Source organism: Pseudochelatococcus sp. B33 (assembly GCF_053570585.1).
In genome coordinates this window covers 197,280-223,123 of the sequence record NZ_JBSEFH010000008.1, presented here as the reverse complement: position 1 = coordinate 223,123, position 25,844 = coordinate 197,280, and the positions used below count along the sequence as shown (strand labels likewise).

25 protein-coding genes and 3 pseudogenes are annotated in these 25,844 nt (G+C 64.5%); 10 read left to right on the top strand and 18 right to left on the bottom strand.

Annotated elements, in window-relative coordinates; genetic code table 11:
* Positions 1 to 258 precede the first annotated feature (258 nt).
* A complete protein-coding gene (locus tag ACUSIJ_RS11270) occupies positions 259 to 573 on the top strand; it encodes an ArsR/SmtB family transcription factor (RefSeq protein WP_449308480.1) in 315 nt (104 codons plus the stop codon).
* A gap of 2 nt (positions 574 to 575) precedes the next feature.
* A pseudogene (locus ACUSIJ_RS11265) lies at positions 576 to 728 on the top strand (polyketide cyclase); the annotation flags it as partial.
* Positions 729 to 763: 35 nt separating this feature from the next.
* On the opposite strand, the pseudogene ACUSIJ_RS11260 reads toward ACUSIJ_RS11265, so the two are convergent.
* The 13 genes and pseudogenes from ACUSIJ_RS11260 to ACUSIJ_RS11200 form a co-directional block, all read right to left on the bottom strand.
* Positions 764 to 901: pseudogene (locus ACUSIJ_RS11260) on the bottom strand (IS5/IS1182 family transposase); the annotation flags it as partial.
* Positions 902 to 1,129: 228 nt separating this feature from the next.
* Positions 1,130 to 1,879 (bottom strand): SDR family NAD(P)-dependent oxidoreductase, encoded by a 750-nt coding sequence (locus ACUSIJ_RS11255; RefSeq protein ID WP_449308479.1) that lies wholly within the window; start codon positions 1,877 to 1,879, stop codon positions 1,130 to 1,132.
* Between the two features lie 102 nt (positions 1,880 to 1,981).
* The gene (locus tag ACUSIJ_RS11250; RefSeq protein ID WP_449308478.1) at positions 1,982 to 3,133 is read right to left on the bottom strand and encodes a PQQ-dependent sugar dehydrogenase; all 1,152 of its coding nucleotides are present in this window, start codon (positions 3,131 to 3,133) and stop codon (positions 1,982 to 1,984) included.
* A gap of 24 nt (positions 3,134 to 3,157) precedes the next feature.
* Positions 3,158 to 3,997, bottom strand: a complete 840-nt coding sequence (locus ACUSIJ_RS11245) for an oxidoreductase (RefSeq protein WP_449308477.1) — start codon at positions 3,995 to 3,997, stop codon at positions 3,158 to 3,160.
* 76 nt (positions 3,998 to 4,073) lie between these two features.
* Positions 4,074 to 4,943: an aldo/keto reductase gene (locus tag ACUSIJ_RS11240; RefSeq protein WP_449308476.1), complete on the bottom strand. Its 870-nt coding sequence runs from the start codon at positions 4,941 to 4,943 to the stop codon at positions 4,074 to 4,076.
* Between the two features lie 27 nt (positions 4,944 to 4,970).
* Positions 4,971 to 5,135: a hypothetical protein gene (locus tag ACUSIJ_RS11235; protein ID WP_449308475.1), complete on the bottom strand. Its 165-nt coding sequence runs from the start codon at positions 5,133 to 5,135 to the stop codon at positions 4,971 to 4,973.
* A gap of 10 nt (positions 5,136 to 5,145) precedes the next feature.
* The gene (locus ACUSIJ_RS11230) at positions 5,146 to 6,090 is read right to left on the bottom strand and encodes a DMT family transporter (RefSeq protein ID WP_449308474.1); all 945 of its coding nucleotides are present in this window, start codon (positions 6,088 to 6,090) and stop codon (positions 5,146 to 5,148) included.
* A 61-nt stretch (positions 6,091 to 6,151) separates the two neighbouring features.
* On the bottom strand, positions 6,152 to 6,529 hold the full coding sequence (locus tag ACUSIJ_RS11225; RefSeq protein WP_449308473.1) for an SDR family NAD(P)-dependent oxidoreductase: 378 nt from the start codon (positions 6,527 to 6,529) through the stop codon (positions 6,152 to 6,154).
* A 30-nt stretch (positions 6,530 to 6,559) separates the two neighbouring features.
* Positions 6,560 to 7,420, bottom strand: coding sequence for an oxidoreductase (locus ACUSIJ_RS11220; protein ID WP_449308472.1), 861 nt, complete (start codon positions 7,418 to 7,420; stop codon positions 6,560 to 6,562).
* 357 nt (positions 7,421 to 7,777) lie between these two features.
* Complete coding sequence (locus ACUSIJ_RS11215; RefSeq protein WP_449308471.1) at positions 7,778 to 9,340, bottom strand: GMC family oxidoreductase; 1,563 nt, start codon at positions 9,338 to 9,340, stop codon at positions 7,778 to 7,780.
* 229 nt (positions 9,341 to 9,569) lie between these two features.
* Entirely contained in the window at positions 9,570 to 10,520 is a 951-nt protein-coding gene (locus tag ACUSIJ_RS11210; protein WP_449308470.1) for a helix-turn-helix domain-containing protein, read from the bottom strand.
* A gap of 135 nt (positions 10,521 to 10,655) precedes the next feature.
* Positions 10,656 to 11,852 carry an MFS transporter gene (locus tag ACUSIJ_RS11205; protein WP_449308469.1) on the bottom strand — a complete coding sequence of 399 codons (1,197 nt, stop codon included), beginning with the start codon at positions 11,850 to 11,852 and terminating at the stop codon, positions 10,656 to 10,658.
* Between the two features lie 100 nt (positions 11,853 to 11,952).
* Positions 11,953 to 12,273 carry a hypothetical protein gene (locus tag ACUSIJ_RS11200; protein ID WP_449308468.1) on the bottom strand — a complete coding sequence of 107 codons (321 nt, stop codon included), beginning with the start codon at positions 12,271 to 12,273 and terminating at the stop codon, positions 11,953 to 11,955.
* Between the two features lie 249 nt (positions 12,274 to 12,522).
* Here ACUSIJ_RS11200 and ACUSIJ_RS11195 point away from each other — a divergent pair, with 249 nt between their 5' ends.
* The gene (locus ACUSIJ_RS11195) at positions 12,523 to 13,479 is read left to right on the top strand and encodes a LysR family transcriptional regulator (RefSeq protein ID WP_449308467.1); all 957 of its coding nucleotides are present in this window, start codon (positions 12,523 to 12,525) and stop codon (positions 13,477 to 13,479) included.
* Here ACUSIJ_RS11195 and ACUSIJ_RS11190 read toward each other — a convergent pair.
* A complete protein-coding gene (locus ACUSIJ_RS11190; RefSeq protein WP_449308466.1) occupies positions 13,441 to 15,336 on the bottom strand; it encodes an ABC transporter ATP-binding protein in 1,896 nt (631 codons plus the stop codon). The genes ACUSIJ_RS11195 and ACUSIJ_RS11190 overlap by 39 nt on opposite strands.
* Before the next feature lie 9 nt (positions 15,337 to 15,345).
* Between ACUSIJ_RS11190 and ACUSIJ_RS11185 the strand changes: the two genes are divergently transcribed.
* The 4 genes from ACUSIJ_RS11185 (at position 15,346) to ACUSIJ_RS11170 (ending at position 20,841) form a co-directional block, all read left to right on the top strand.
* On the top strand, positions 15,346 to 15,561 hold the full coding sequence (locus ACUSIJ_RS11185; RefSeq protein WP_449308465.1) for a pentapeptide repeat-containing protein: 216 nt from the start codon (positions 15,346 to 15,348) through the stop codon (positions 15,559 to 15,561).
* A 188-nt stretch (positions 15,562 to 15,749) separates the two neighbouring features.
* Positions 15,750 to 16,922: an efflux RND transporter periplasmic adaptor subunit gene (locus ACUSIJ_RS11180; protein WP_449308464.1), complete on the top strand. Its 1,173-nt coding sequence runs from the start codon at positions 15,750 to 15,752 to the stop codon at positions 16,920 to 16,922.
* Positions 16,923 to 16,926: 4 nt separating this feature from the next.
* Positions 16,927 to 20,121 carry an efflux RND transporter permease subunit gene (locus ACUSIJ_RS11175; protein ID WP_449308463.1) on the top strand — a complete coding sequence of 1,065 codons (3,195 nt, stop codon included), beginning with the start codon at positions 16,927 to 16,929 and terminating at the stop codon, positions 20,119 to 20,121.
* Positions 20,122 to 20,391: 270 nt separating this feature from the next.
* The gene (locus ACUSIJ_RS11170; protein ID WP_449308462.1) at positions 20,392 to 20,841 is read left to right on the top strand and encodes a carboxymuconolactone decarboxylase family protein; all 450 of its coding nucleotides are present in this window, start codon (positions 20,392 to 20,394) and stop codon (positions 20,839 to 20,841) included.
* Between the two features lie 56 nt (positions 20,842 to 20,897).
* On the opposite strand, the gene ACUSIJ_RS11165 is transcribed toward ACUSIJ_RS11170, so the two are convergent.
* The 3 genes from ACUSIJ_RS11165 to ACUSIJ_RS11155 form a co-directional block, all read right to left on the bottom strand.
* Positions 20,898 to 21,617, bottom strand: coding sequence for an SDR family oxidoreductase (locus ACUSIJ_RS11165; RefSeq protein ID WP_449308461.1), 720 nt, complete (start codon positions 21,615 to 21,617; stop codon positions 20,898 to 20,900).
* A gap of 87 nt (positions 21,618 to 21,704) precedes the next feature.
* A complete protein-coding gene (locus tag ACUSIJ_RS11160) occupies positions 21,705 to 22,781 on the bottom strand; it encodes a 2-dehydropantoate 2-reductase N-terminal domain-containing protein (protein WP_449308460.1) in 1,077 nt (358 codons plus the stop codon).
* Positions 22,782 to 22,939: 158 nt separating this feature from the next.
* A complete protein-coding gene (locus ACUSIJ_RS11155) occupies positions 22,940 to 23,191 on the bottom strand; it encodes a helix-turn-helix transcriptional regulator (RefSeq protein WP_449308459.1) in 252 nt (83 codons plus the stop codon).
* Positions 23,192 to 23,443: 252 nt separating this feature from the next.
* Here ACUSIJ_RS11155 and ACUSIJ_RS11150 point away from each other — a divergent pair.
* Both ACUSIJ_RS11150 and ACUSIJ_RS11145 read left to right on the top strand, forming a co-directional pair.
* Positions 23,444 to 24,190 (top strand): annotated as a pseudogene (locus tag ACUSIJ_RS11150) (SDR family NAD(P)-dependent oxidoreductase).
* 21 nt (positions 24,191 to 24,211) lie between these two features.
* The gene (locus ACUSIJ_RS11145; RefSeq protein WP_449308458.1) at positions 24,212 to 24,514 is read left to right on the top strand and encodes a hypothetical protein; all 303 of its coding nucleotides are present in this window, start codon (positions 24,212 to 24,214) and stop codon (positions 24,512 to 24,514) included.
* Here the strand turns inward: ACUSIJ_RS11145 and ACUSIJ_RS11140 are convergent.
* On the bottom strand, positions 24,501 to 24,674 hold the full coding sequence (locus tag ACUSIJ_RS11140; RefSeq protein WP_449308457.1) for a hypothetical protein: 174 nt from the start codon (positions 24,672 to 24,674) through the stop codon (positions 24,501 to 24,503). The two genes, ACUSIJ_RS11145 and ACUSIJ_RS11140, sit on opposite strands and share 14 nt — an antisense overlap.
* Positions 24,675 to 25,090: 416 nt before the next feature.
* Here ACUSIJ_RS11140 and ACUSIJ_RS11135 point away from each other — a divergent pair, with 416 nt between their 5' ends.
* A complete protein-coding gene (locus ACUSIJ_RS11135) occupies positions 25,091 to 25,828 on the top strand; it encodes an SDR family oxidoreductase (RefSeq protein WP_449308456.1) in 738 nt (245 codons plus the stop codon).
* Positions 25,829 to 25,844 lie beyond the last annotated feature (16 nt).

Here is a 25,844-nt window from a genome sequence, read left to right as displayed (position 1 = left end):
GCGGAGCAGCTTGGTCATGTCCTCGTCGATTTCGGGATCGGTCTCGTTTACGGCGGCGCCTCCGTCGGCTTGGTGGGGTGCAGGCGCAACCGCTCATGACTGGCAGTTTCCGACCCCAACTTGGTCATCATGGCTGCCAGTTGCCCCCCCCCCCCGAGACAATTTCGTTACGCTATTGCCTGTAATGGCCTCACGGTCCGGCGGCATGACATACAGGTGATTGACTGCATATTCTGCCCATGCAGACGAGAGTGACCTATGGATATGGACAAGATCTTCAAGGCGCCGGGCGATCCGATCCGCCGGAAGTTGCTCGACCTTCTTTGCGAGAAGAACGGGCAGACGCTCGGCCAGCTTTGCGAAAACCTCGACATGGCCCGCCAGTCAGCCACCCAGCATCTCGGGATACTGGAGGACGCCAATCTGGTGAGCACGGTCAGGCGTGGCCGGAAAAAGCTGCATTTTATCAACCCCGTCCCGCTCCACCAGGTCTACGAGCGCTGGGTGCGCAAGTTCGGACGCCAGCGGCTCAGCCTACTGCACGATTTGAAGACGGAACTCGAAGGGAAATGACGATGACCACGGAAAAGACCAGCTTCGTTTACGTCACCTACATCGCCTCGACGCCCGACAAGGTATTCGAAGCCATCACGCGGCCTGATATTGCGCGGCGTTACTGGGGGCACGAGAATGTCTCCGACTGGCAGCCCGGATCGAAGTGGGAGCATAAGTTCAAGTCTCGGGATTTTCATAAGGGTGCGTTTCAAAACCATCGCGTCATAGCCCTGAAGCATATGATGGCGCACGCGAACAGGGTGAATGCAAGATGGATGTCGGCGCGCCGTTCGTATCGGACGGTGAGGCGGCGAGATCTCGAAAGCCACACGAAAGTGCGTTCGACCGACCTCGGCGAGATGTTGAAGCCGTTCTTGCGTGCACCAGCATGCCCGGGCCACGATGGTGAAGCCGGTTCGTTTCCCGGGAGGCGGTTTTCCGGAAAGGGCTGGTCGTTGTTGAGGAAATGGCCCGGTGGAGGAGGCGGACGGGTTGCCCGCCTCCGCGTTTCGATCCGCTCGGGAGCCGCCTCAGGCCATCGCCTGCATCTGCCCGATGGATTTGCGCGCTGCTGTCAGAGCTTCGTGCCGCCATCGACATGGAGGATGTCTCCGGTCATCCATCCCGCCGCATCCGACCCGAGAAAGACGATGGCCCCGGCGATGTCGTCCGGCGCGCCGATCCGCTTCAGGGCTTGCATCGATAGAGCCGTCTCGCGCCCGGCCTCGGTCTTGGTGAAGTGCGACATGTCGGTATCGACGATGCCCGGCGCGACGCCGTTGACCCGTATGTTGCGCGGCCCCAGCAGCACGGCGAAATGCCGAACCAGGGTGTTTAGTGCGCCCTTGGCCGCCGCGTAGACGGGTAGGGCACCCATTGTCGCTCCGGCGGTCACGGAGGTCACCACGACGATGCTGCCCCCGTCGGCGAGCGCCGGCAGGAGCTGCTGGACGAGGAAGAACGGGGCACGGACATTGACCGCGAACAGGTGGTCGAAGTCCTCGATCGTCTGCTCCTCGATCGTCGCTGCCTTGGACACGCCAGCATTCGACACGAGGATATCGATAGTCCCGGGGGTGAGCGCCTTGACCTTCGCGGCGAGCTCTGCCGGACCGTTCGACAGGCCGAGATCCGCGCCGACCGCGTCGGCCTGGCCTCCGGCCGCGCGAATTTGTGCAACCACGTCCCGGGCCTCGTCGGCACCACGTCCATAATGGACGATGAGACGGGCCCCGGCGGCGGCGAGGGCCAGGGCGGCGGCGCGCCCGATGCCCCGTGAAGCGCCCGTTACCAGGGCGGTTTTGTTGGCAAGATCAATCATCATTATCACCTTTGTGGTGGTGGCAGGGCAAGCCGGTCCCACAGCCGGAGCCAAGGATCACCCCGCGCTTGTTCAAGGATGTCGGGTGTTCGGTCGGTGGCCGGCTCAGTCGGTCGCGGTCGGCGTCAGGCGCATGAGTGCGCCGGGGTTTGCATCCTCGATCGCCCATACCGAGCCATCGGGTGCCACGGCGACATCGCGTATGCGACTGCCCATGTCCCAGCGGTCGGCTTCGTCTGCGCCCCCCTGCCTGTCGAAGCTCACGCGCACGATCGCCGTAGACGCCAAGCCGCCGATCAAGGCCGACCCCCGCCAATCCGGAAACAGGTCCCCCTGATAGAAGGCGAGGCCTGCCGGCGCGATCACCGGCGTCCAGTAGAGGACGGGCGGGGTGAACTCGGGACGGGTCGAATGCCTGGGGATCGGCGTGCCGTTGTAATTGTCGCCGTTCGAGACGATCGGCCAGCCGTAGTTCTCGCCGGCGACGATCAGGTTGAGCTCATCGCCGCCGCGCGGTCCCATTTCATGGAGCCAGAGCTGGCCGTTGCCGTCGAAGGCAAGGCCATAAGGATTGCGATGGCCGCTGGTCCAGGTCTGGGCCCTGACGGCGCCTGCCGCAGCGTTCGGGTTGTCGGCCGGCGTCGAGCCGTCCAGGTTGAGACGGAGCACCTTGCCAAGCGCCTGATCGGGATCCTGGGCCGTATCGGGCCGCATGCGGTCCCCGGATGTCAGGAAGAGATGTCGGCCATCGGGTGCAAAGGCGATGATGCCGCCGGGCTGGCCACCGCCGCCTTTCGGCAGTTGGCGCCAGATCACCTCCAGGTCCTGCAGCCGGGCGGAGGATCCCGCTACGCCGAGCACCGACCGTGCAAGCGCCAGGCCGCTTCCGCCATCGCCGGGCTCCATGAAGGTAAAGTAGATGCGCCTGTCATTGGCGAAATCCGGCGAGACCGCGACATGGAGAAGGCCGTTCTGGCCGGACGCCGCGACCGCGGGCACGCCGGCGATCGCGATCTTTTGTCCGTCTGCGGAGACCACGAACATTTGCCCGCCCTTCTCCGTGACCACCATTCTGCCGTCAGGCAGAAACGCGATGGCCCAGGGCGTATCGAACTCCGCGACCACGCTGGTTTCGAATGGCCGGTCGGTCGAGTATGCGTATTCTCCCGCATTGATGCTTTGGCCCAAGGCTGACGCGCTCGCGAGACCCATCAAGGCGCCGACCAGAACCGAAACACCGATAATCCGTCGTTTCATGATCCCAACTCCTGCCTGCTGCTCCTATTCCGGGGGAAAGTCCGCCCCGAGGCCCACTTCCCGCCAAGCCTCGACGTCCGCCAGCGCCGCATGCAGCCGCTTGGTCACCTGATCGACACCGAACGCTCCGAGGACCAGGTGCCTCGGCGGCGCTTGCGTCCCGGCAATGCCGATGATCGCCTGAGCGGCGCGCGCCGGATCGCCCGGCTGCTTTCCGCTCACCTCTTTCGTGCCGCTGAGCCTGACGCCTGCAGTCTCCGCATATTCGGCAATTCTGTTAGGGGTCTGCGTCATGGAACGGCCGGCCCAATCGGTGCGGAACGGGCCGGGCTCGATGCAGGTCACCTTGATCCCGATCGGCTTGCCCTCTGCGGAAAGGGCGTCGGCCCATCCTTCTACCGCATGCTTGCTCGCTGCATAGTAGCCGGAACCGGGGAACCCGACTATGCCGGCGACCGACGTGATGCTGATGACATGCCCGCTGCGCTGCTGGCGCATGACCGGCAGGACGGCGCGCGTCATCGCGAAGAGACCGAAGACATTGGCATCGAACTGGCGGCGGATCTCCACTTCCTCGCCTTCCTCGATGGTCGACATGTAGCCGTAGCCAGCATTGTTGACGAGGATGTCGATCCGGCCGAACCGCGCCACGGCGGCAGCCACGGCCGCGTCGATCTGGTCGGAGCGCGTGACATCGAGATCGAGGGCCAGCGTCGTGTCCTCATGCCCATCGATGAGGCCGGCGAGGCGGGCCTTGTCGCGTGCGGTGACGACCGCGCGGTCGCCCCGCGCGATGACCTGCTTGGCGAGCTCGTGCCCGAAACCGGTCGAGCAGCCGGTGATGAACCACACTGATGATGACATTTCTGCTTCCTTTCATTCGGGCTTTCCTGGCGCGCGTCAAGTCCGGCGCGCGCCAGGGATGCCGACTCCGTCGGGATCAGCCCCGGCTGACGGAGTCGAGTTCGGCAAATTCGGCGTCGCTCAGCGTCACGCTGGCGGCGGCCACGTTCTCTTCGGCATGCGCAACCCGGCTGGTGCCCGGGATCGGCAGCATGACCGGGCTGCGCTTGAGCAACCAGGCGAGCGCGATCTGGCCGGGCGTCGCGCCCTTGGCCTTCGCCAGCTTGTCCACGAGACCGCCGGGCCGGGCGAGACTCCCGGCCGCGAGCGGATACCAGGGAATGAACCCGATCCCGTTCGCCTCGCAGTAGTCGAGCACGTCCTCGTCAGCCCGATTGCCGAGATTGTAGAGGTTCTGCACGGTTGCGACCGGGAACACCTTCCGGGCTGCCTCGATCTGCTCGACGGTCACCTGGCTCAGACCGGCATGACGGATGAAGCCGTCGTCGATGAACGACTTGATCGCATCGAACTGCTCCCCCTGAGGGACGCGGGGATCGATCCGGTGGAGCTGCCACAGATCGATCCGCTCGATCTTGAGACGGCGAAGGCTCATTCGGACCGCCTGGCGGAGATAGTGCGGGTCGCCGATGATCGGCCACGGGTTGGGTTCGATACCCGGCCGCACGAGGCCGCCTTTGGTGGCGATCAGCAGTCCGTCATAGGGGTGCAGCGCCTCGGCGATCAGGTCTTCGCTGATGAACGGACCGTAGCTGTCGGCCGTATCGATGAAGTTCACGCCAAGTTCGGGCAGGCGCTTGAGCACGCGGATCGCCTCCGGGCGATCTTCCGGCTCGCCCCAGATGCCGGGGCCAGTGATGCGCATCGCGCCAAAGCCGAGGCGGTTGACGGTGATGTCGCCGCCGATGGCGAACTGGCCGGACAAGCTTGCGTCGATATTTGCCATGGGAGTGCTCCTTTCGATTTCAGAGTGTCAAAACGGGTATTCGCGCGGCGTGCGCCGGACCGAGATCCAGTGCTCGGTCGTGAAATCCTCGATGACGCCGTGCGCGCCGAACCGGCCGAGGCCGGAGTTCTTCTCTCCGCCGAACGGCATGTTCGCGAGGTCGACTGCGGGCAGGTCGTCGATGTGCGTCATGACGCATTCCTCAGGCTTGGTTTGATCGAGATGCTGCCGCCCCGCCGCGGACCGCGATGACGAGCCCGAGGGTCAGAATGGCGAGGCCGACGATTTGAAGGCCGGTTGGGATCTCGCCGGCGAGGGGAATGCCGAGCAGGATCGCGACCGCAGGCGCGAGGGCCGGGAAAAGGGTGGCGCGCGCCGGCCCCAGGTTCTGGACGGCCTGGGAGAAGGCGAAGAGTGCGACCACGCCGGAGAGCACACCCTGCACGAGGATCTGCTCGGCGATCAGGGTCGTGCTCGCCTTGTCGAGAAAGGCCAGGCCCTCATGCGCCAGATAGAGGGGCGAGAAGATCGCGCCCGAAAGAACGGACACGATGGCCGTCGCAGCCAGCGGCGGAACAGACCAGCGACGCTGCAGGACGGTGAACAGCGCCCACATCGATCCGGCCAGCGCGAACAGCAGATCGCCGATCCAGGCGGTCGAGCTGCCTTGAAGCAGGGATGGCCCGGCGGTGACGACGAGACCGATGATAAGCACGCCGATTCCCGCCAGCCGGCGCAGGCTCGGGCGTTCCCCGACCAGCAGGGCGGCGAGCAGGATGCTCATCAGCGTCAGCATCCCGAGCTGGATCACTGCACCATGCGCCAGCGGCGCGAAATGATAGCCGCTCGCGCCGGCCAGGACGAACGGCGGTCCGGCGAGCATTGCGAGCGCGAGGCCCTTGCGCCAACCGATTCCAGCCAGACGATGCGGCGATCGACGCACCAGCCATGGCAGCAGCAACAGGCCCGCCGTCGCGTAGCGAAGAAACGCCAGATCGGCCGCTTCGAGCCCCGCTCCGATCCCCTGTCGCGATACTGCAAGGAAGCCGCCCCAGATCACGGCAGCGACCAAACCGCACGCGAGGCCGCGCCGCACACGGGTGCCGTCATCGTCGGCGACGGTGCGAGCGAGCGAAATGACGTTCATGGAAGGCTCCTGGTCAGGCCGGTTCGCAGATCCGGCCGGCGGCGAAACTGCCGAGCGCGGCTCACGGGCGCTTGCGCATGTAGGGCAGCACCGCCTGCGTCACCGCAACGGCGCCGACGACATTCACGTCGAACTGGCGACGGAGGTCCTCGAGCGCGGATTCCTCGAACACCCCCTCATGGCCGTACCCGACGTTGTTCACGAGCACGTCGATCGGTCCGATCTCGCGCTTGACGCGCTCGACAGTCGGCTGAATGTTGGCGTTGTCCGTGACATCGAGGATGACGCCATGCGCACGGCCGGGAGAGAGGGCCGCGAACGCCTCTCGCTGTTCCTCGTTGCGCAGCGTGCCGACGACGGTGTCGCCGGCTTCGAGCGCGGCATTGGCGATGGCCCGGCCGAAGCCCGAGCTGACGCCGGTGATGAACCAGGTTTTCATGATCATTCTCCTTGGCTGGAGGGACTGCGATCAGCCTGCCCAGGCGACCGCGCCCGTCGGTTCGAAGTCGGTGGACACTGAGACCTCGCGCCATTGTTCGAGCAGTGCATCCGCCTCGCGCGCCCGGCGTTCGGTCCGCGTCACCGTGTCACTGCCCAGCGGCAGGCGGAGGGGTGGACTGGACAGAGCGGCGATGTCGACGATCACCTCGGCGAGCCTGTCGGGATTGCCGGGCTGATTGTGGTTCGCGCCCCCGGCCGTCTCGCGCATCGCGCCCGATGTCGCGTGATAGTCAGCAATCTCGTTCGCGCTCGTGATGAGCGACGCGGAATCGAGGAAGTCCGTACGGAAGAAGCCGGGCTCGATCACCGTGACCTTGACGCCGAGCGGCGCCAACTCGATTGCCAGGGCCTCGCTCAGCCCTTCGACGGCGAACTTGGTCGAGCCATAGACACCCCAGCCGGCGAACCCGACGATGCCGCCGATCGAGGAGATGTTGATGACGTGGCCAGCGCGTGCGCGGCGCATATGCGGCAGGACTGCCCGGGTGACCGCCAACAGACCGAAGACGTTGGTCCGATAGAGCGCTTCGATCTCTGCAGCGCTCGCCTCCTCAACGGCGCCGAGCAGACCGTAGCCGGCATTGTTCAGCAGGACGTCGATTCGGCCGAATGTCTGGACGGCCTGTTCGGCCGCTGTGTGAGCCTGTCTTTCATCGGTGACATCGAGGGCAAGCGCGAGCAGATTCGGATGCTCGCCGAGGCGCTCGGTCACCTTGCGGGGATCTCGCGCCGTGGCGACGACAGCGTCGCCGTTTGCGAGGGCTCGCGACGCGACGAGCGCACCGAAACCTCTTGCCGCACCGGTAATGAACCAAACTTTCTGAGTCATGCTACATCTCCTGTTCGTTGGACGAAGATGTAGCAGCGCAATCTATGTCGAATTAGAGCATCAATCGGCGAAAGGGTTTGAAGCCGCACTTACGGATCTTGGCAAATTTCATTGATGTCGACGCTTCTTCATCTCGGCGAACAATAAAAGGGGCCGTGACATAAACCATGGTCCCGAGGAGCAGCCCGGGCGGAATCCCGGCGCGGTCGGCTGGTCGCTGACGGGGTGTCCTGCCCGACAACGCGAGCGACCAGACGCCGGTCTATCCCTGCTGGCACCAGCGTGGCTTCGACGAGCGCAGGTCGGGCGCCTGTCGAGATCGGGACTCCACGCGAACCTATCGGAGCGGAGGAAAGACTAGCCGAGCTCGGCCAAGAGGATTTCGGCCGCGCGTTCACCGATCACGACGCAGGGACCCATCGTGTTGCCGGTCGTGATGCGCGGCATGATCGAGGCGTCGGCGACCGTGAGGTTCTCCAAGCCATAGACCTTGAGATTCGGCCCTACGACCGCATCATCGTCTCGACCCATGCGTGCGGTGCAGCTCTGGTGCCAGAACGGCATCGCGCTGTCGCGAATGAAGGCAGCGAGATCTTGCTCAGCGCGCTTTCCAGGAATGATCTCGCGTGAGCCAAGCCGAGCGAAGGGCTCCGCCTTCGCAATGTCACGGCTCAGTTTGACGGCCTCCTCGGCAATGCGGCAATCGTCCGGGTCACTGAGCGCGTTCAGCTCGATGATCGGGGATGCGAGCGGATCGGCGCTTCGCAGGCGCACGCGGCCACGGCTCCTCGGTTGGGCCAGGCCCGCAAACATGCTCCAGCCATGTTGCGGGACACCGCCACGACCGGCTTCGGGGCTGCAGATCGGGAATTCGGCCTGACACATCAGAATGTCCGGAACCGCTCCGGCGGTGGAGCTCGCCGCGTAAAGCATCGCCTCGCTGCCGTTGCCGCGGGGTAAGATGGATGAAGGATGCTCCGACACCACCTGGAACGTCGTGTGGTCTTGCAGTCCGTTTCCGACGCCAGGCAGGTGCTGGATCAAGTCGAGGCCGTGGGCAGCGAGCTGCGCACGATCGCCCACTCCGGAAAGCATCAGGAGCTGCGGGGTATTGATCGCTCCCGCCGAGAGGACCACCTGGGCGGAAGCTCGTAGAACGTGCTTCTCCCCGTTCCAGATCAACTCGACTCCGGTCGCACGGCGTCCCTCGAACATGACGCGCAGGACCCGAGCCGATGTCAGGACGGTGAGGTTTGTTCTGTCGAGGATGGGCCGGACGTATGAGCCGAAGACGGAGAGCCTCAGGCCGCCTTCCATGCGCAGGTCAAGTGGCGCGACGCCGGCCTTCGATTCCATCATCTCGCCGTTGGGGCTGTCGAAGCGTGGAATGCCGAGCTCGACGGCGGCATCGATCATCGCCTGAACGACGGGACTCGGATCGGTCGGCTGCGTGACGGTGAGAATGCCGCCGCTACCCCTGCGTACATCGGGAGCACCGCGCCAGTCCTCGATCCGACGGTAGATATCGAGGACCGAATCGTAGCTCCATCCGGGGTCGCCCGATACTTCGGCATAATAGTCCCAGTCGCGCTTGTGACCACGCGCCCACGCCATGACATTGATACTGGATCCTCCGCCGAGGACCTTGCCCATCGACATCGGAATCGATCGGCCGTTGACGCGTGCGCTCGCTTCGGCGGCGAATCCCCAGTCGGTCTCGCTACCGAGATTCTCCGGCCAGCGTGCGGCTTCCAGGACGCTTGGACGCTGGTCGTCGCCGCCGGCTTCAATCAGGAGAACCTTCAGGTCCGGATTGTCGGCAAGGCGGCGAGCGATAACCGAGCCGGACGAACCCGAGCCGCAGATGATGATATCATGGGTCGGCACTAGCCGACGTCCGTTGAAGGAGGTGTCTGTCATTGTCGTTATTCCTGAAGCGTGGCGCGGCAACAGCTCGACGGCACACCAACCGTCGCGGCTGGGCCGTTGGCATGCGCGCGGATGCGCACCCGAGCGTGATGCCTTGTCCGCCGTCCGGCTGATCCGGTACTCCGGCGAGCGAACGGGGAGCGGGGAGAAACCATACCGGAAGGTTAATTGGCCTTTTGGACCCGCGCTTTCACCAAAGGCTCAAAATTGCACCCGAATGCTATTTTCCACGTCGGACGTCGCTCGGCGTGATCCCGTAGCGCTGGCGGAAAAGGCGGGTCAGATGACCATGGCTCGAAAAGCCGCATGAAAGCGCGACCTCTGTGATCGAAGATGCTCCGGCAACGAGCTGCCCATGGGCCTTCTCGAGCCTTGTCGTGAGGAGGTGATGATGCGGGGTGGTGCCCGTCGCGGCGCGGAACATACGCAGGAAATGCGCGCGGCTATATCCGCTTTCGCGCGCGAGTTCTTCAAGGCCCAGTTCCCGATGATATTCGCTCTCGATCTTATCGAGCACCCGCTGCAGGCGTGTCTTTGGAAGCGCGGCTATCGCCGAGGTTGGGATGCTGCGCTTGCGGGAGATACTGTTGAAGCGCGCCATGATCGCCACAGCCAGCGACTCTCCATATAGCTGGCCATGGACACCATCCTCATCCGCCTCGCGTGCCGCGAGATCGATCAGCCTCGCCAGCGCGTAGTCCTCGACTCCAAGATGCTCATATAGCGGTTGTGGCGGGCCCACCTCCTCCTCTTGGGCGAGCTTGCCAGCAACCGACGGGTCAATCACGCCGGCGATGACGTCGTAACGCGAAGGGGATCTGACGGCCGGAAGATGGCCGGCCGGCCCGACCGATAGTGTGCCGGGTTGCTTGACGACGCGGGTGAAGCGGCCACGTTTGTATTCTCGCTCGGTGATTGTCGGGTGGCCGCGCCAAAGCAGAATGTAGTGCCTGTTCAGCATCTCCTCGGCACGCAGCGTCGGAGGGGCACGTCTTTGCTCGACGACCAGCCCTTTCCAGCCAAGAGCAATGCTGGACCGACCGACAAGGTCCGACCCGCGCAGCAGCGTGTCGATGTCCCCGCATCGAGACGCTGGCACAGGTGTTGTTGGCCGATCTGTCATGACTTCCGCACCGGGATGAGGCTGGATCATCGCTTCATTCTGGAGCATGTCATCATTTCACGGAAACAATGACATGCTCTAACTTTTTGATTTTGAGTGAATTCTTATCGAACAGACGATTCAGTCTGATCGGAACGCGCTCTAGGAGGGCCGGTATCACTCGGGAAAGCGGCCCTCTTATGGTCACATCGTCGAGCGGCGCCAGCCGAGGGCGAAGATGGCGAGGCCGGCGGCCGTAAGGGCGAATCCGGCCCAGGCGGTCGCGAGCAGGCCCATGCCCGCGCCGATCACGACGCCGCCGGCCCAGGCGCCGATCGCGTTGGAGAGGTTGAGCGACGCCATATTCATGGCGCCCATCATGGTCGGCGCTTCGGGCGCCATACGCGTCAGGCGCACCTGGATGGTCGGTATGGCCGTCATCGTCGTGAAACCGACGCCGAACAGCGCGCTCATCAGCACCAGCGGATTGGAGCCAGCGCTGCCAAGAACGGCGAGGACCAGGAGTGCAAGGCCGAATCCGACGATGAGCCCCCGTGCCGGATGGGTGTCCGCCAATCTTCCGCCGACGATATTGCCCAACGTCATCCCGATGCCGAACAGGGCAAGCCCGACCGGGATCAGCGCAGGGGACAAGCCGGCAGCGTCGGTCACGAAGGGGCCGATGAAGGTGTAGACGGCGAAGATGCTGGCGACGGCGATCGCGGCGACGCTCATCATCCACCAGACCCGCGGCCGCGCGAGCGCGGACAATTCCTGCGCCACGGGCCGGCCGGCCAGCGCGTCGCTGCGTGGAATCCAGGCCCAGAGAGCGGCAAAGGCAACGGCGCCCAGCCCGGCCACCGCGACATAGGTCTCGCGCCAGCCGAGATGCTGGCCGAAGAAGGTCGCGAGCGGCGAGCCGAAGATGGTGGCGACGGTCAGGCCCGACACCACCAGGGAGAAGGCCTTGCCGGCGCGTTCGGGGCCGACGATGTGGGTCGCGACGACGGCGCCCGCCCCGAAATAGGCGCCCTGCGTCAGGCCGCTGATGAAGCGCGCGGCGACCAGCAGCGTGATGTCGGGTGCGATCGACGACAGCAGGTTGCCGAGGATGAACAGGCCCATCAGCGCGAGCAACATGGTTCGGCGGTTGAGCCTGGCGGCGGCGAGCGTGATCACCGGCGCACCGACCACCACGCCGAGCGCGTAGGCCGTGATCGCATGCGTCGCGGTCGGGATGTCGATCGCCAGCGATGTCGAGAAGAGCTGCAGGATGCCCATGCTCGCGAATTCGGTCGTGCCGATGGCGAAGCTGGCGAGCGCCAGCGAGAAGAGCGCGAGACTGTTCGAGGACACCGCACGCGACGGTGCCTCGACTGCGAGAGTCGATGTGTTGTCCATTTGAGTTCTTTCTGAGCGAATGAGGAACGGCGCATACGACTTAGATCCGCTCGCGCCCATGGATAAGCCGTGCAATCGCCAAAGGCGCTTGAAGCCGAACTTAAAGGTCTCTTGTGGTGCGTGCTTCCCGCACGGCCAGCTCTGCCGTCCGTTCACAGTCGACGGTTTCCGACAGCGGACGCGCGCTCATCTTGCGCGCGTCAAAACCGGTCGTTTCATCGACTCGAAGCGCAGGTCGCGATGCGCTCAGCTCGGCAGCCTCGGGAGAGGACAGAGTCATGGGAGGGCCGCTGACGGCCCAGGCGGCCAGCAACGCCAGTGCCAGCAGGCTTCCGTCTGTGGCCAGAACTGTCCCGAGCGAGCGGTGCGGGCCTGTGCGGTCGGCAACGTATTCGGGTAGGTCTTCCTTGGACCGGCTCATCGTCAATGCTCCACGGAATAGGGTTTGGATCAGGGATGTCTCCTTGAGGGAGGTCTCCCCGGGATCATGGAACAAGGCATTTATGAGCAGATCGGGCGCGCACGATAATCCGCTTAATCGCGCAATCGCTTTGAAGCCTCGCTTCAGAAAGCAGCCGGCGGTATCTGGACTCCGGTCTTTGATTTCATAATAATCAGAGGCAATTTCCGTTCATTCATAAACCAGCCCGCATAATATCGGAGTCGCAGCATGCTTCGCCAGGATCAGTTCGAGGGGCTGGCCGTCTTCGTCGCGGTGGCACAGGAATCGGGCTTCTCGGCCGCGGCCGTGCGGCTCGGCATCTCGCCGTCCGCGGTGAGTCAGGCGGTCCGCAATCTCGAGCATCGGCTCGGCTTTCCGCTGTTCAATCGCACGACGCGAAGCGTGAGCTTGACGGAAGCGGGCCAGCGCTATTTCGAGCGCATATTGCCTTGCGTCGAGGAGCTGGCCGCCGCAACCGAGGAGCTTGGCGAGCACGCTGATCAGCCATCCGGCTCGTTGCGTCTCAATGTTCCGCGGGCGGCCTACATGATCATCCTGCAGCCGATCCTGCCGGCGTTCTTCGAACGCTATCCGAAGATCTCGGTCGAGGTCGTGATCGACAATGCCCTGGTCGACATTGTCGGCAGGGGCTTCGACGCCGGCATCCGGTTTGGGGACCTGCTGGAGAAGGACATGATTGCGCTACGGATCGGGCCTCCGATCAGCGCCCATATGATCGCTTCTCCCGCCTATCTCGCCAGTCGCGGCACGCCTGTCCATCCCCGGGATCTGCAGCACCACGACTGCATCCAGTTCCGGCATGTCACCACGGGGCAGATCGAACGATGGGAGTTCGCCAAGGACGGCGAAACCATGGAGATGGTGCCGAACGGGCGCCTGATCATCAACGACTCCGAAGCGCTGGTGCAAAGCGCGCTCGATGGTCTGGGCATCGCCTATATGATCAACGGCTATATCGAACGCTTTCTCGATAGCGGCGAACTCGTCCGCGTACTTTCCGACTGGAGCCCGCGCTTCGACGATCTCCACATCTACTATCCTGACCGTCGTCGCGTGCCCGCCAAGCTCCGGGTGTTTATCGATTTCCTGCGATCCACGGGCGCAAGGGCCGGATCGAGCGCATTGCTATACGCTGGCGCGGAACGGAGCATTGCGCCCGCTTGAGCTATTCCCCGGCTTGCTGAACGGGCTCGGCCGCGCCGGCACGCGGGCCGTGCTATCGGCCGATGTGTCTGGGACCGATCGGCCGTTGACGATCTGGATGACGCGTCCGGCGCTCGCGATGGACGCGGGCCGGTGAGCGATGACGATGCGTGTCTGCCGATCGGGCAAGGCCGCGAGATTGCGCAGGACCTGCGCCTCAGTTTCGCGATCGAGCGCTGAGGTCGCCTCGTCCAGGATCAGGAGCGGCGTCCGGGGGAGCAACGCCCGCGCCAGGACGATCCGTTGGCGCTCGCCGCCCGACAGCGTGACCCCGCGCTCCCCGACGAGCGTATCGTATCCGGCCGGAAGACGCGCGATGAAACCGTCGGCGCAGGCTATGCGCGCGACATGTTCGATCTCGGCCAGCGTGGCGTCCGGCCGGCCATAGGCGATGTTGTCGCGGATGGACCGATGAAAGAGCGTCGGTTCCTGGGGCGCCACCGCGACGGCGCGGCGGAGCGACGAGAGGGAGACCCTGGCGATGTCCTGGCCGTCGATCAGGATCCTCCCCGCGCCAAGCGGATAGAGGCGGTGCAGAAGCTTGATGAGCGTCGACTTGCCCGAACCGCTCTCGCCTGTGATCGCAACGCTTTCGCCTGCCTCGATCGACAGGTTCAGGTTCTCGAACACGGATCGGTGGCTATCGCCATAGGCGAAGGACACGCCTTCGAATGCCACAGCCCCGCCGGAGACGACGAGGTCCGGTGCGTTCTCCTCCATTGGCTCCCCCTTCGCCTGGACGAAGCGCAGCGCATCGGCCGTATCGTCGAGCCCTTTCAACAGCTCGCGGACATTGTCACCCAGATTGCGCAGATAGCCGCTCATCAGGATGAAGGCGGTGATGGCGAAAGCAACGTCGCCGGGCGAGGCGCGCCCTGTGAGCCAAGCCTCGACCATCATGCCGGTCACGCCCGCCTGCAAGAGCAGAAGCACGAGGTTCTGCATGATCCCGAGATCGACGAACCGGGCCCAGGTGCGCATGGCCGATGTGCGCCAGTGTGCCGTATCGGCCGCGAACCTCTCCAGCTCCCGGGGCTCGGAAGCGAACCCCTTGACGACGGCGTTTCCCGCGAGCGCGTCGGCGACGGTCGCGTTCATCGTAGCGTCAAGCTCGTTGGAGCGTTGATTGGCGGGGCGAACATAGCGGGCGGTGACGACGAGGTTGAGCACCGCGAAGAGGATGATCGCGACAAGGGCGATGGCTCCCGCGAGCAGGCTGCGCATCATCAGCATCACGGCCAGGCCGCCCAGAACCAGCAGCGAGGGACCGACGCGGATCGTCAGCGCATCGGTGACCTCGTCATAGCCCCACATGGCACGGCTGACGCGACGGACGACACCGCCGGCGAAGGCAGATGCGTGCCAGGCCGCTGGCAAAGTCTGGACCTTCGCGAAGGTCTCATTGGCCAGCTCCTCCATGTTTCGGGCCGCGACCGGAATCCACAAGCGATGGGCGAGGTTCCGCGCGAGCGCGAATCCCAGGAACATGGCGATGAAAATCACCCAAGCGTGCCAGACATCCTCGACGGATGACGGGCCCGAGGCGATCGCATCGACGAGCGCCGCCGAGGCCCAGGGCAAGGCGAGATCGAAGACGGTGGCCAGCAGCGAGACGGCCAGTCCCGTCAGGAACAGGCGCGCACGGCGGCGCCAATAGCCGGCGATGAAGCGCATCACCGAGAGCATCGGCATGGGCGCGTTGGCTTCAGTGTCGCGCGATGGCGTCCCTGACGCCTTCGTCGCCGGAAACATGGCGCGCCGCAGGCGTCCGCCAAGCGGCAAGACGTGGGACCGGAGCAAGGTGAGGGACGACATCATCTCAATCACATGTATTGCGAGGGCTCAGCCCGGCGGCGAGAAGCCGACGACGTGGCGAGGCCAGGATCCTCTCATCATTCATTCCGGAAGATACTGAGGCGGCTTTGGGATGATAACCGGGGCAACGGGGAACAGGCTTTAAAGCGCGACTTCAAAATGAGCCAAGCGCACTTGAGCCAAGCACACTTGAGCCAAGCGAACCTGAGCCAAGTGAACCTGAGCTAACTGAACTTGAGCCAGCCGCACTCCCGGCGCAGCTTTGGAGGTTGCCCCACTGTCCTGTTCTGCTTAAAAGCTCTTGCTCGATTGTGCGTATTATCGCGGGCCAGCAACCACGGCATACCCAACCACGGCATACCGAAGAAAAGCGCGACAGCGCCTTTTGATCGACAACTCGACCGTGGAGACCAAACATGCCTATTCAGCGATGGAAGGGCGCTGCCCTTTTGACGACTCTCAGTGTTCTCGCCGTCGGTGGCGGCGCAACCCTCTTTGACGCCGCCGATCCGGGCGCACGCGCCCAATCTCAATCCAATGCCGTGGCGCCGATATCGGCGGCCGTGACGACAGTGCAGCAATTCGACGTCCCGCTCTGGCAGGACTTCTCGGGGCGGCTGGAACCGGTCGAGGCGGTCGATGTCCGGGCCAGGGTGTCGGGCGCGATCAGCGCGATCCACTTCGTGGAAGGATCGCTCGTGCAGCAGGGCGATCTGCTCGTCGAGATCGATCCCGAGCCATACCGCGCAGAGGTCGAGCGACTTGGAGCGCAGGTCGCCGCAGCGGAAGCGCGGGTCCGCTTCACCCGCGCCGAGGCCGATCGCGCCGACCGTCTGGTCGGGTCGAATGCGATCTCCGCGCGGGACCGGGATCAGCGCACGAATGCCGCGGAGGAGGCCGTGGCCAATCTGGCGATGGCGCGCGCCGCGCTTCGCAGCGCGGAATTGGCGCTCTCCTACACGCAGGTTCGGGCGCCTATCTCCGGGAGGATCGGCCGGCGCGAGATCACGGTCGGCAATCTTGTCGATGCAGGGCCGAATGCGCCGGTGCTCGCTTCCATTCTGTCGGTCGATCCGATCTACGCTGCATTCGAGGCTGATCAGAACACGGTCAGCCGTGCTCTCGCCGACATTGGGGGTGATCGTTCCCGCATCGGCGCTATTCCCGTGAGCGCGGAGTTTGATGGCTTCGCCGCTCCCGTCGAGGGATCGCTGCAGCTCGTCGATAACCGCGTCGACGCGCGAGCCGGGACCGTGCGGCTGCGCGCGACCCTATCCAACCCTCAGGGGGCTCTCACGCCGGGGCAGTTCGCCCGCGTCCGTCTCGGCAGGGCACAGCCGGAGCCGTCGCTCCTGGTTCCCGAAGAGGCGATCGGCACGGATCAGAGCCGTCGCTTCGTCCTCGTCCTCGGACAGGACAACCAGACCGCCTATCGGGAGGTCCAGCTCGGCCAATCGCTCGACGGGATGCGTGTCGTCACGTCAGGCCTTCAGCCCGGTGAGCGGATCGTGGTTTCGAATCTTCAGCGGCTGCGGCCCGGCGTCCAGGTGGAGCCCCGCACCACGTCCATGACCGCCGACGCGAGGTGATGCCATGAACATCGCACCCTTCTTCATCAACCGGCCGATCTTCGCGGGCGTGCTGTCGGCGCTCATCTTCATCGCCGGGCTGATCGCCATCCCCAATCTGCCGGTCTCCGAGTATCCCGAGGTGGTGCCGCCGACCGTCATCGTCACGGCACGCTATCCCGGCGCCAGTCCGGCGGTGATTGCGGAAACCGTGGCGACACCGATCGAAGAGGCCGTGAACGGCGTCGAGAACATGCTCTACATGAGCAGCCAGGCGACGACGGACGGCCTCATGACGCTCGTCGTCACCTTCGAACTCGGCACGAATCCGGACCTTGCCACGCAGCTCGTCCAGAACCGCGTCCAGCAGGCGGAGGCGCGCCTGCCGGAAGCGGTGCGTCGGCTGGGCGTCACCACGATCAAGAGCACCCCGGACCTGACGCTGACCGTGCACCTGTTCTCGCCGGGTGAGCAATACGACATGAACTACCTGCACAATTACGCGCTGTTGCATGTGCGTGATCGCCTCGCCCGCATCCGCGGCGTGGGTCAGGTCATGATCCGCGGCGCCGGCGACTATTCGATGCGGATATGGCTCGATCCCGAGCGGGTGGCGGAGCGGGGCCTGTCGGCCACCGATGTCGTCAATGCGATCCGCAACGAGAATGTCGAGGCGGCCGGCGGCGCGCTCGGCGCAACGCCTTCGGCCGAGGGCGTGCGGACCCAGCTCACCGTCAATGTGCGCGGTCGACTGCGCAACCCCGAGGAATTCGGCAACATCATCGTCCGCACGGGCGAAAACGGCGCGATCACACGGCTCCGGGATGTGGCGCGTGTCGAACTGGGCTCGGCGGAATATGCCGTGCGGGCACACATGGACAACCAGCCGGCGGCGGCGCTGTTCGTTCTCCAGGCACCGGGCTCGAACACGGTCGAGATCGGCCGGCAGGTCCGCGCGGTGATGGAGGAGCTGAAGCAGACGATGCCGGACGGCGTCGACTATCGCATCGTCTTCGATCCGACCCAGTTCGTCGTCGCCTCGATCGAGGCGGTGGTCGACACGCTGTTCGAGGCGGTGCTGCTGGTCGTCCTCGTCGTGATCCTTTTCCTTCAGACGTGGCGGGCTTCGATCATTCCCTTGATCGCGGTTCCGGTTTCCATCGTCGGGACCTTCGCGGTGATGGCACTGCTGGGATACTCGATCAATGCGCTGACACTCTTCGGCCTGGTTCTCGCTGTCGGCATCGTGGTCGATGACGCGATCGTCGTGGTCGAGAATGTCGAGCGCAACATCGAGGGCGGCCTGAGCCCCAAGGACGCCGCGCTGCGGGCCATGCGCGAGGTGACCGGCCCGATCATTGCCATCGCGCTGGTGCTCGTCGCCGTGTTCGTCCCGCTGGCCTTCACCTCCGGGCTCACGGGGCAGTTCTATCGCCAGTTCGCCATGACGATCGCCATCTCGACGGTGATCTCCGCGATCAACTCTCTGACCCTGTCTCCCGCGTTGGCGGCCCTCCTTCTGCGGGCGCCCGATGCGCCGAAGGATTGGTTGACGCGGCAGTTGGAGCGGGTCTTCGGACGGTTCTTCGGCTGGTTCAACCGGGGCTTTCACCGGGCGGGCGAGCGCTATGAGGTCGGCGTCAGGCATCTGCTTGGCCGGCGGCTTGCGATCATGTCGGTCTATGGAGGGCTCGTCGTCGCGACGGCCGTGCTGTTCAACGCCGTGCCGGGCGGCTTCGTGCCCCAGCAGGATCGCACCTACCTGATCGCGAGCGCGACGCTGCCCGACGGGGCGACGCTGGATCGCAGCGACGAGGTCGTCCGCCAGATGACCGAGATCGCCCTGGAGGATCCGGACGTGCGCGCGTCCCTCGCGTTCCCCGGTCTTTCCGTGAACGGCCAGCTCAACAGCACCAATGCGGGCATCGCCTTCATCAACCTGAAGCCGTTTGATGAGCGGCGGGGGGCCGATCAGAGCGCTGCCGCGATCCGCGATCGGCTGAACAGGGCGTTCACGCAAATCGACAACGCGCGGATCGTCATCTTCCCGCCGCCGCCTGTGCGCGGCCTTGGCGCGACGGGCGGATTCCGGTTGCAGATCGAGGATCGTGGTGCGCTCGGCTATGCCGCACTGGATAGCACGGTAAGGGCTTTCCTCGAGCGCGCGGCCCAGCAACCCGAATTGAGCGGCATGTTTTCGTCCTTCCAGATCAACGTGCCCCAGATCGAAGCCGACGTGGACCGCGAACGGGCGCGCCAGCTCGGCGTGGCGATCCCCGATGTCTTCAGCACGCTGCAGGTCTATCTCGGCAGCTTCTATGTCAACGATTACACGCAGTTCGGTCGCACCTATACGGTGCGCGCGCAGGCGGATGCCCCGTTCCGCGCGTCTATGGAAGATCTGGGAGCGCTCAGGGTCCGTTCGGCGTCGGGCGAGATGATCCCTCTGGCGGCGCTGATGACCATCCGCCAAAGCTCCGGCCCGGAACGCGCGATGCGCTATAACGGCTTTCCCACCGCCGACGTGAGCGGGACGGCGGCGGCAGGCTATTCGTCCGGACAGGCTCAGGCTGCCATCGAACGGGTGGCGGCCGAGACGCTGCCACCCGGCATCAGCTTCGAATGGACCGATCTCACCTATCAGCAGATCCTCACCGGCAACAACGGCGTCTGGATCTTCCCGCTGGCGCTGATCCTGGTCTTCATGGTGCTGGCGGCGCTCTACGAGAGCCTGGTCCTGCCGATCTCGATCCTGATGATCGTGCCGATGGCCGCCTTCTCCGCACTCGCCGGCATCTGGCTGACGGGGGGCGACAACAACATCTTCACGCAGATCGGCCTCGTCGTCCTGATCGGCCTCTCGGCGAAGAATGCGATCCTGATCGTCGAGTTCGCGCGGGAGCTGGAGTTTGCCGGGCGCACGCCCTTCGAGGCCGCGCTAGAGGCTGCGCGGCTGCGCTTGCGGCCGATCCTGATGACCTCCTGCGCCTTCATCATGGGTGTCATCCCGCTGGTCCTGTCGTCCGGCGCCGGTTCGGAGGTTCGCCGCGTGATGGGTGTGACCGTCTTCAGCGGGATGCTGGGGGTAACGCTGTTCGGGCTCGTGCTGACACCGGTCTTTTACGTGCTGCTCCGCAGGCTCAGCGGCAACCGGCCCCTGGCGCACCACGGCGGCACATCCGGGGCATTTGCCGACACGGCGCCGGTGCCGGCAGAATGACGGTCGGCAGCTGGTCGAGCGACCGGTGCAGACCCTCGGCGGGACATCTTCGGCGACGGGCGCGATAACTCTTGCATGCGTTTCGATCCGCGGGTCGGCGTAAAGTCGACCCGCACCGAGATGACGGTCGCGCTTATGGTGTGGTTGCAGACCATTCTTAAGCTGGGCTGAAAAGCTCTTCGCGGCCATTCCGTCTAAACCTTCGGGAAGGTTCTGCTTATCCTTCGCGCAAGGTACTCATTCGACAACTCAAGCGATATCGAGGACGCCATGAAACTCAACGACGCATTCGATTATCATACGCCCTCCGTCGGCCTTTCTCCTTCCCACCTCCTCGCAGATGAAGCGGCAGGCCTTCCGTCCGATGAGCTGCACGACGAGGACACGCTCGATGAGGACGTCCTGTTCGAACTCATGAAGGAGACTTTTCCGACCCTGACGGCGCGCCGGTCGGTCTCCGACAATCTTGGCGACGACCCCGGCGCGCTCGGAACCCGTGAGCGGCAGCTGACAATGCTCGCGGTGGTCGCTGCAGTAGGCAGTCCCCGGCAGCTTCGCGAGCATACCCGCGCCGCGGTCGCTTGCGGCATCACCCCGGCCGAGCTCAAGGCGATCGTCCATATCGTAGCCCGTCTGGTTGGCCAGCTCCGTGCGCTCGAGGCGGCGCTGGTGCTGATGACCGGGATCGTCGGACGCCGGACAGGCGTGATCGGATCCTGACTGTGATCGGGCCGTGGGACCGGATGGCGCTCCTGGCTTATTGCCAGGATGCCTGCTTATTTCATGAGGTCTGCGTAAAGTACCTTCGGGTTGGCCGAAAGAGCGCCCTTGACCTGCCGTGTCATGTCGTCGGCCAGCACTTCCCATTCGCCGGCCTCGATTGCGTCGAGCGCGGCATGGGCGACGTTCGCGGGATCGTTCTTGGGCATGTCGATACCCTTCATCATATCCGTGTCGGTGGCGCCGAGCTGCACGCCCACAACGAGGGTGTTCTGGCTTGCGAGTTCGAGGCGAATGCTGTTGGTCAGGCTCCAGGCGGCGGCTTTCGCCGCCGAATAGGCTTCGGCGCCCGGATAGCTGAACCATGACGTCACGGACAGCATGTTGACGATCGCGCCCCCGCCATTCCTCTCAAGGATCGGCGAGAACGCGCGCACCATGCCGAGAAGGCCGTAGAAGTGAGTGTCCATTTCGAGCCGGATCAGATCCATGTCGCCAAACACAAGGCTCTGGTTGGTCGCGATTCCGGCATTGTTGATCAGGATCGTCGTATCGGCCGCGACCGCAGCGGCGGCCTCGATCTGCTGGCGACTGGTGATATCGAGCGCAAGGTACTCGGCGCCTTGGATATCGACGCCTTGGATATCAATGTCGGCGGGGTTCCGCGCCGTCGCATAGACCTTCCTGGCTCCTCGGTCGAGCAGCGCGCGAACATACTCCCGGCCTATGCCCCGACTTGCCCCGGTGACGAGGGCAACGCTTCCTTCAATCTGCATCGATTATTTTACCTTATTGTGAGTCTCGCGAGGACGCGGTCGTCCGGATTGGCGGTTCCCGAGCGGACATGGGTCCATGGTCAATAGCTAAGTCGCGGCTGATGCGAGCCGTCGCAATAGCTGCCGCGCCGCAGTCATGTCGCGGCCCTCCGCCTCTCCTTGGGCGATGCAGCCGCGCATCATGGCAACATCGGCCGCATGCACTTTCACGCCATGATGGCGGGCATTGAACGCAACGTAGTCGAGGGGTGATGCTGCCGCCTCCAGAGCCCTCTGGGTCGCCAGGACGCTCTCGGACGTCAGGGCCTTTGCTGCGAGGGCACCCGCGCTGCCGTGCTCGGACAGCCCGAGAATGGCGCGCATCGCGTCGATTGTAAGCGTCCACAGTTCACCGTCTTCCGCCGCAATATCGGTGATCGGCAGGCCGAGGCCGACGAGCAAATTGATCGGCGCGCTTTCGTGAATCATCATCGCGAAGTGCTCCGGGGTAGCCGTGAAGCACCTGGCAATGCCGCATCGATCGTAGAGCTGTACGAATTGCGCGGCGACACGCGGGTGGCGGGTCTCAAGCAGGAAGCCCCCCTCATTGAGATGGCGGTAAGCAAAGTCGGCTTGCGCAAGCAGAGCCGCATCCGTGGGAGGGTGGATTGGCAGATCGAAGCCATCCACCTGATGCGCCAGCATGGCGAAGAGACCTGCGATGACGCGGTCATCCGAAAGTGCCGTCTCGGCGATGACGAGATCTCGCACACCTATGCCGACCGCGCCCACGACGACAATGGATTGCCGATCGCGGATGGCCTCACCAAGCTCGCGCAACATGGCGCGTCCGGCTTCGCTCGCCAGCGCCGCGCCATCCGGTGTGAGAATGACGAAATCAGGGGCAATGCCGCCTAGCCCCCTGGGGCCGCCGATGACATCGAAGGACAAAAAATCCTTCAGAGACGCATCGTCATAGGAATAGAGGGTGACGGCTGAAGGCGTATCTTCAAGCCGCTCAGGTTTGACAACGAAGACCACCTGAGCGCCAGCGAGATGAAAATGATAGCCGGTAACGACGCCCATGGCGCCGGCGCCGACCACGGCGACCGTTGGCCGTGCCGCCGAGCGGCTGTCCCTGGAACTGCCTTCGGTGCGCGTTGTATCCTGTGCGGCGCTTGCCATTCATTGTCTCCGTTTCTTGGTCTCCGTTTCTTGACAAGCACCTCGTATAGCTATGGAGCATAGTCCATAGTCAATGGGTCGGGAGATGCTCATTTCGGAATTTGCAAGGAAGACCGGCCTGACCTCTGACGCCACAACGCTCAATGGGCATGCTCGGCTCAATGCGCATGCTCGCGCAGTTGGGCTGCGTCCTTGGATGGCGGTCGTCCGAAGAGGCGGGCATATTCCTGTGTGAACTGGGTCGGGCTCTCGTAGCCGACCGAGAAGGCGACCGACGTCGCGGTGCCAGCGCCTGAAATCAGGAGCGAACGTGCTTCGAGCAGCCGTATCCGCTTTTGATACTGCAGCGGGCTCAGTGTCGTGACCGCCTTGAAATGGCGGTGGAAGGCGGAGACGCTCAGTGATGCCATCCTGGCGAGGTCGTTGACCCGGAGTGGCTTCGTGAAGCGACGCGCGGAATACCGGTCTCCGTTCGCCGGTTCTCGGCGTGGGCCGCCAGTCGTCTGAGTTCCTGAAGCTGCGCATCCATCTTTTCGAGAAATGTCATGGCGGTGGCCGACGATCAAGCGAAAAGCAGAAATAGGCAAGGATGAGGCAGAATCGGGTGAGCGTCGTCCCGCTGGCCACCTTACCGTCCTCGCGAACGAGTGGGCGAGGCGTCAATGAAGATAGTTGTGATTACCGGCGGCAGCCGCGGCATTGGGGCGGCGACCGCAGTCGCGTGTGCGAAGGCGGGGATGGGCGTCAGTCATCCTGACCTACAACGCCAACGGCCAGCACGCCCATGCTGTTGTGGCGCGCATCGCGGCGCTTGGCGGGAGGGCCGTCGCGCTTCGTCTGGACGTCACCGAGATTGCGTCGTTTCCCGCCTTCCGGGATGCGGTGAAAAGCACCCTGGAAACCATCTGGGCGCGCACGGATTTCGACTACCTCGTCAACAATGCCGGCTATGGCCTGTACGCGCCGATCGAGACGGTCAGCGAAGAGGAGTTCGACGGGCTTTTCCGGGTGCATCTGAAAGGGCCGTTCTTCCTCACACAGACCCTGCTGCCCCTGATGGTGGACGGCGGCCACATCGTCAACCTGTCGAGCGCCACGACGCGGGTCGCAACGGCAGGTGTCGCTCCCTACGCAAGCTTCAAGGGCGCTCTCGAAGTGCTCACGCGCTACCAGGCCAAGGAATTCGGGGGGCGTGGCATCCGGGCGAACGCGATCGCGCCGGGGCCCACCGTACCGAACTCGGGGGCGGGCTGACGGAGGAATTCGAGACACTGCTTGCGGGCCAGACGGCGCTGGGCCGCGTGGGCGAGCCCGAGGAGGTCGGCAGCGTGATCGCGAGCCTGCTCTCGGAGCAGAACCGGTGGATCAACGCCCAGTCCATTGAGGTCAGCGGCGGCTACATCATCTGATCCAAAGGTAAGGAGGTCGTCATGTCCGAAGCCGTCGAGATCACGACGTTCCGCCTTGCTGACGGGATCGATATCAAAGCCTTCATCGCCGCCAATGAGGACATCAACGCCTGGCTGAAACAGCAGCCGGGCTTCATCTCCCGCCGCATATGCGAAGGCGAGGACGGGCTCGTCGTCGACATGCTCATCTGGACGAGCGTGAAAGACGGCCAAAGGGCGGCGGAAGGCATCATGACCGAGATGGGCTCATCGCCGGTTCACGCCGCGATCGACCAGTCCACTGTGAACTGGTCGATATCAGCGGTCAGATTCACGCTGGCTTAGGTGTCAGCCAGTGCGCCAGGGGGGGATCGGAGATCGCCTCGCGCGCAGTGAACTGGCCTATCGCCCAATCGATGAACAGGCGCAGGCGCGGCGATAGCTGCCGGCTCGTCGGATAGAGCACCGAGACCGGAAGGGCCGAGGCCCGGCAGCATACCGTCACGAAAGCTGTCCGTACCCTCACGGAGAGGGGGTGACGACGTCCATCCGCCGCGTCTCGCCATCATAGTGAACTCGAACGGCGTCAGGCTCCCTGCGGTGGTGGTCCGGGTTCCGACGGCGCGATGACGAATCGTGTCGTCGGGCTGCGACGGGACGCCGTAGCGCTCAGGATAGCACGGTGTGGCGCGGGGATCCGCCTGAGCGTGGTGACGGTCCTCGCCACCAGATCACTATCGGGAAGCGCGCCGTAGCGCAGCACGCAGCCGCATCCCATCCAGCCGGTCCATTTCCTCGCCTGCCTCCCTGACATTGTTCGTTTGAACAGAACAGTAATGTCCAATTCCGGATGATTATCCGGATGCCCACGAGGCGCATGTTTCCACCGCGCACTGAAGCGCAACACCAAGGAGAAACATCATGAGTGACAGCACCAAGGTCGCCCTCGTCACGGGCGCTTCGCGGGGCATCGGTGCGGCGATCGCCCAACGCCTTGCCCAGGACGGCTTCACCATCGTCATCAACTACGCCGGCAATGTCGCCGAAGCCGAGGGACTGGCCGCGAGCATCGAGAAGGCCGGTGGCAAGGCCCTGACCGCCCAGGCCGATGTCAGCGATCCCGCTGCCGTCGCCCGCATGTGGGACGCGGCCGAGACCGCGTTCGGCGGCGTCGACGTCCTCGTCAACAATGCCGGCATCATGCGTCTCGCCACGATCGCCGACGGCGACGACGCGCTGTTCGACAGCCAGGTCGCGATCAACCTCAAGGGCCCGCGCAACACCATGCGCCTAGCGGCACAGCGGCTGCGGAGCGGCGGCCGGATCATCAACCTGTCGTCGAGCGTCGTGGGCCTCTATCAGCCGACCTATGGCGTCTATGCCGCCACCAAGGCGGGCGTCGAGGCGATGACCCACGTCCTGTCGAAGGAGCTGCGCGGCCGCAACATCACGGTCAATGCCATCGCTCCGGGGCCGACCGCCACCGCGCTCTTCCTCGACGGCAAGCCGCAGGCGGTCATCGATCAGCTCACCAAACTGGCGCCGCTGGAGCGCCTCGGCCAGCCCGAGGACATCGCCAACGCGGTCGCCTTCCTCGCTGGTCCCGACGGCGCCTGGATCAACGGTCAGGTCCTGCGCGCCAACGGCGGGATCATCTGATCATCCCCTTCTCAAC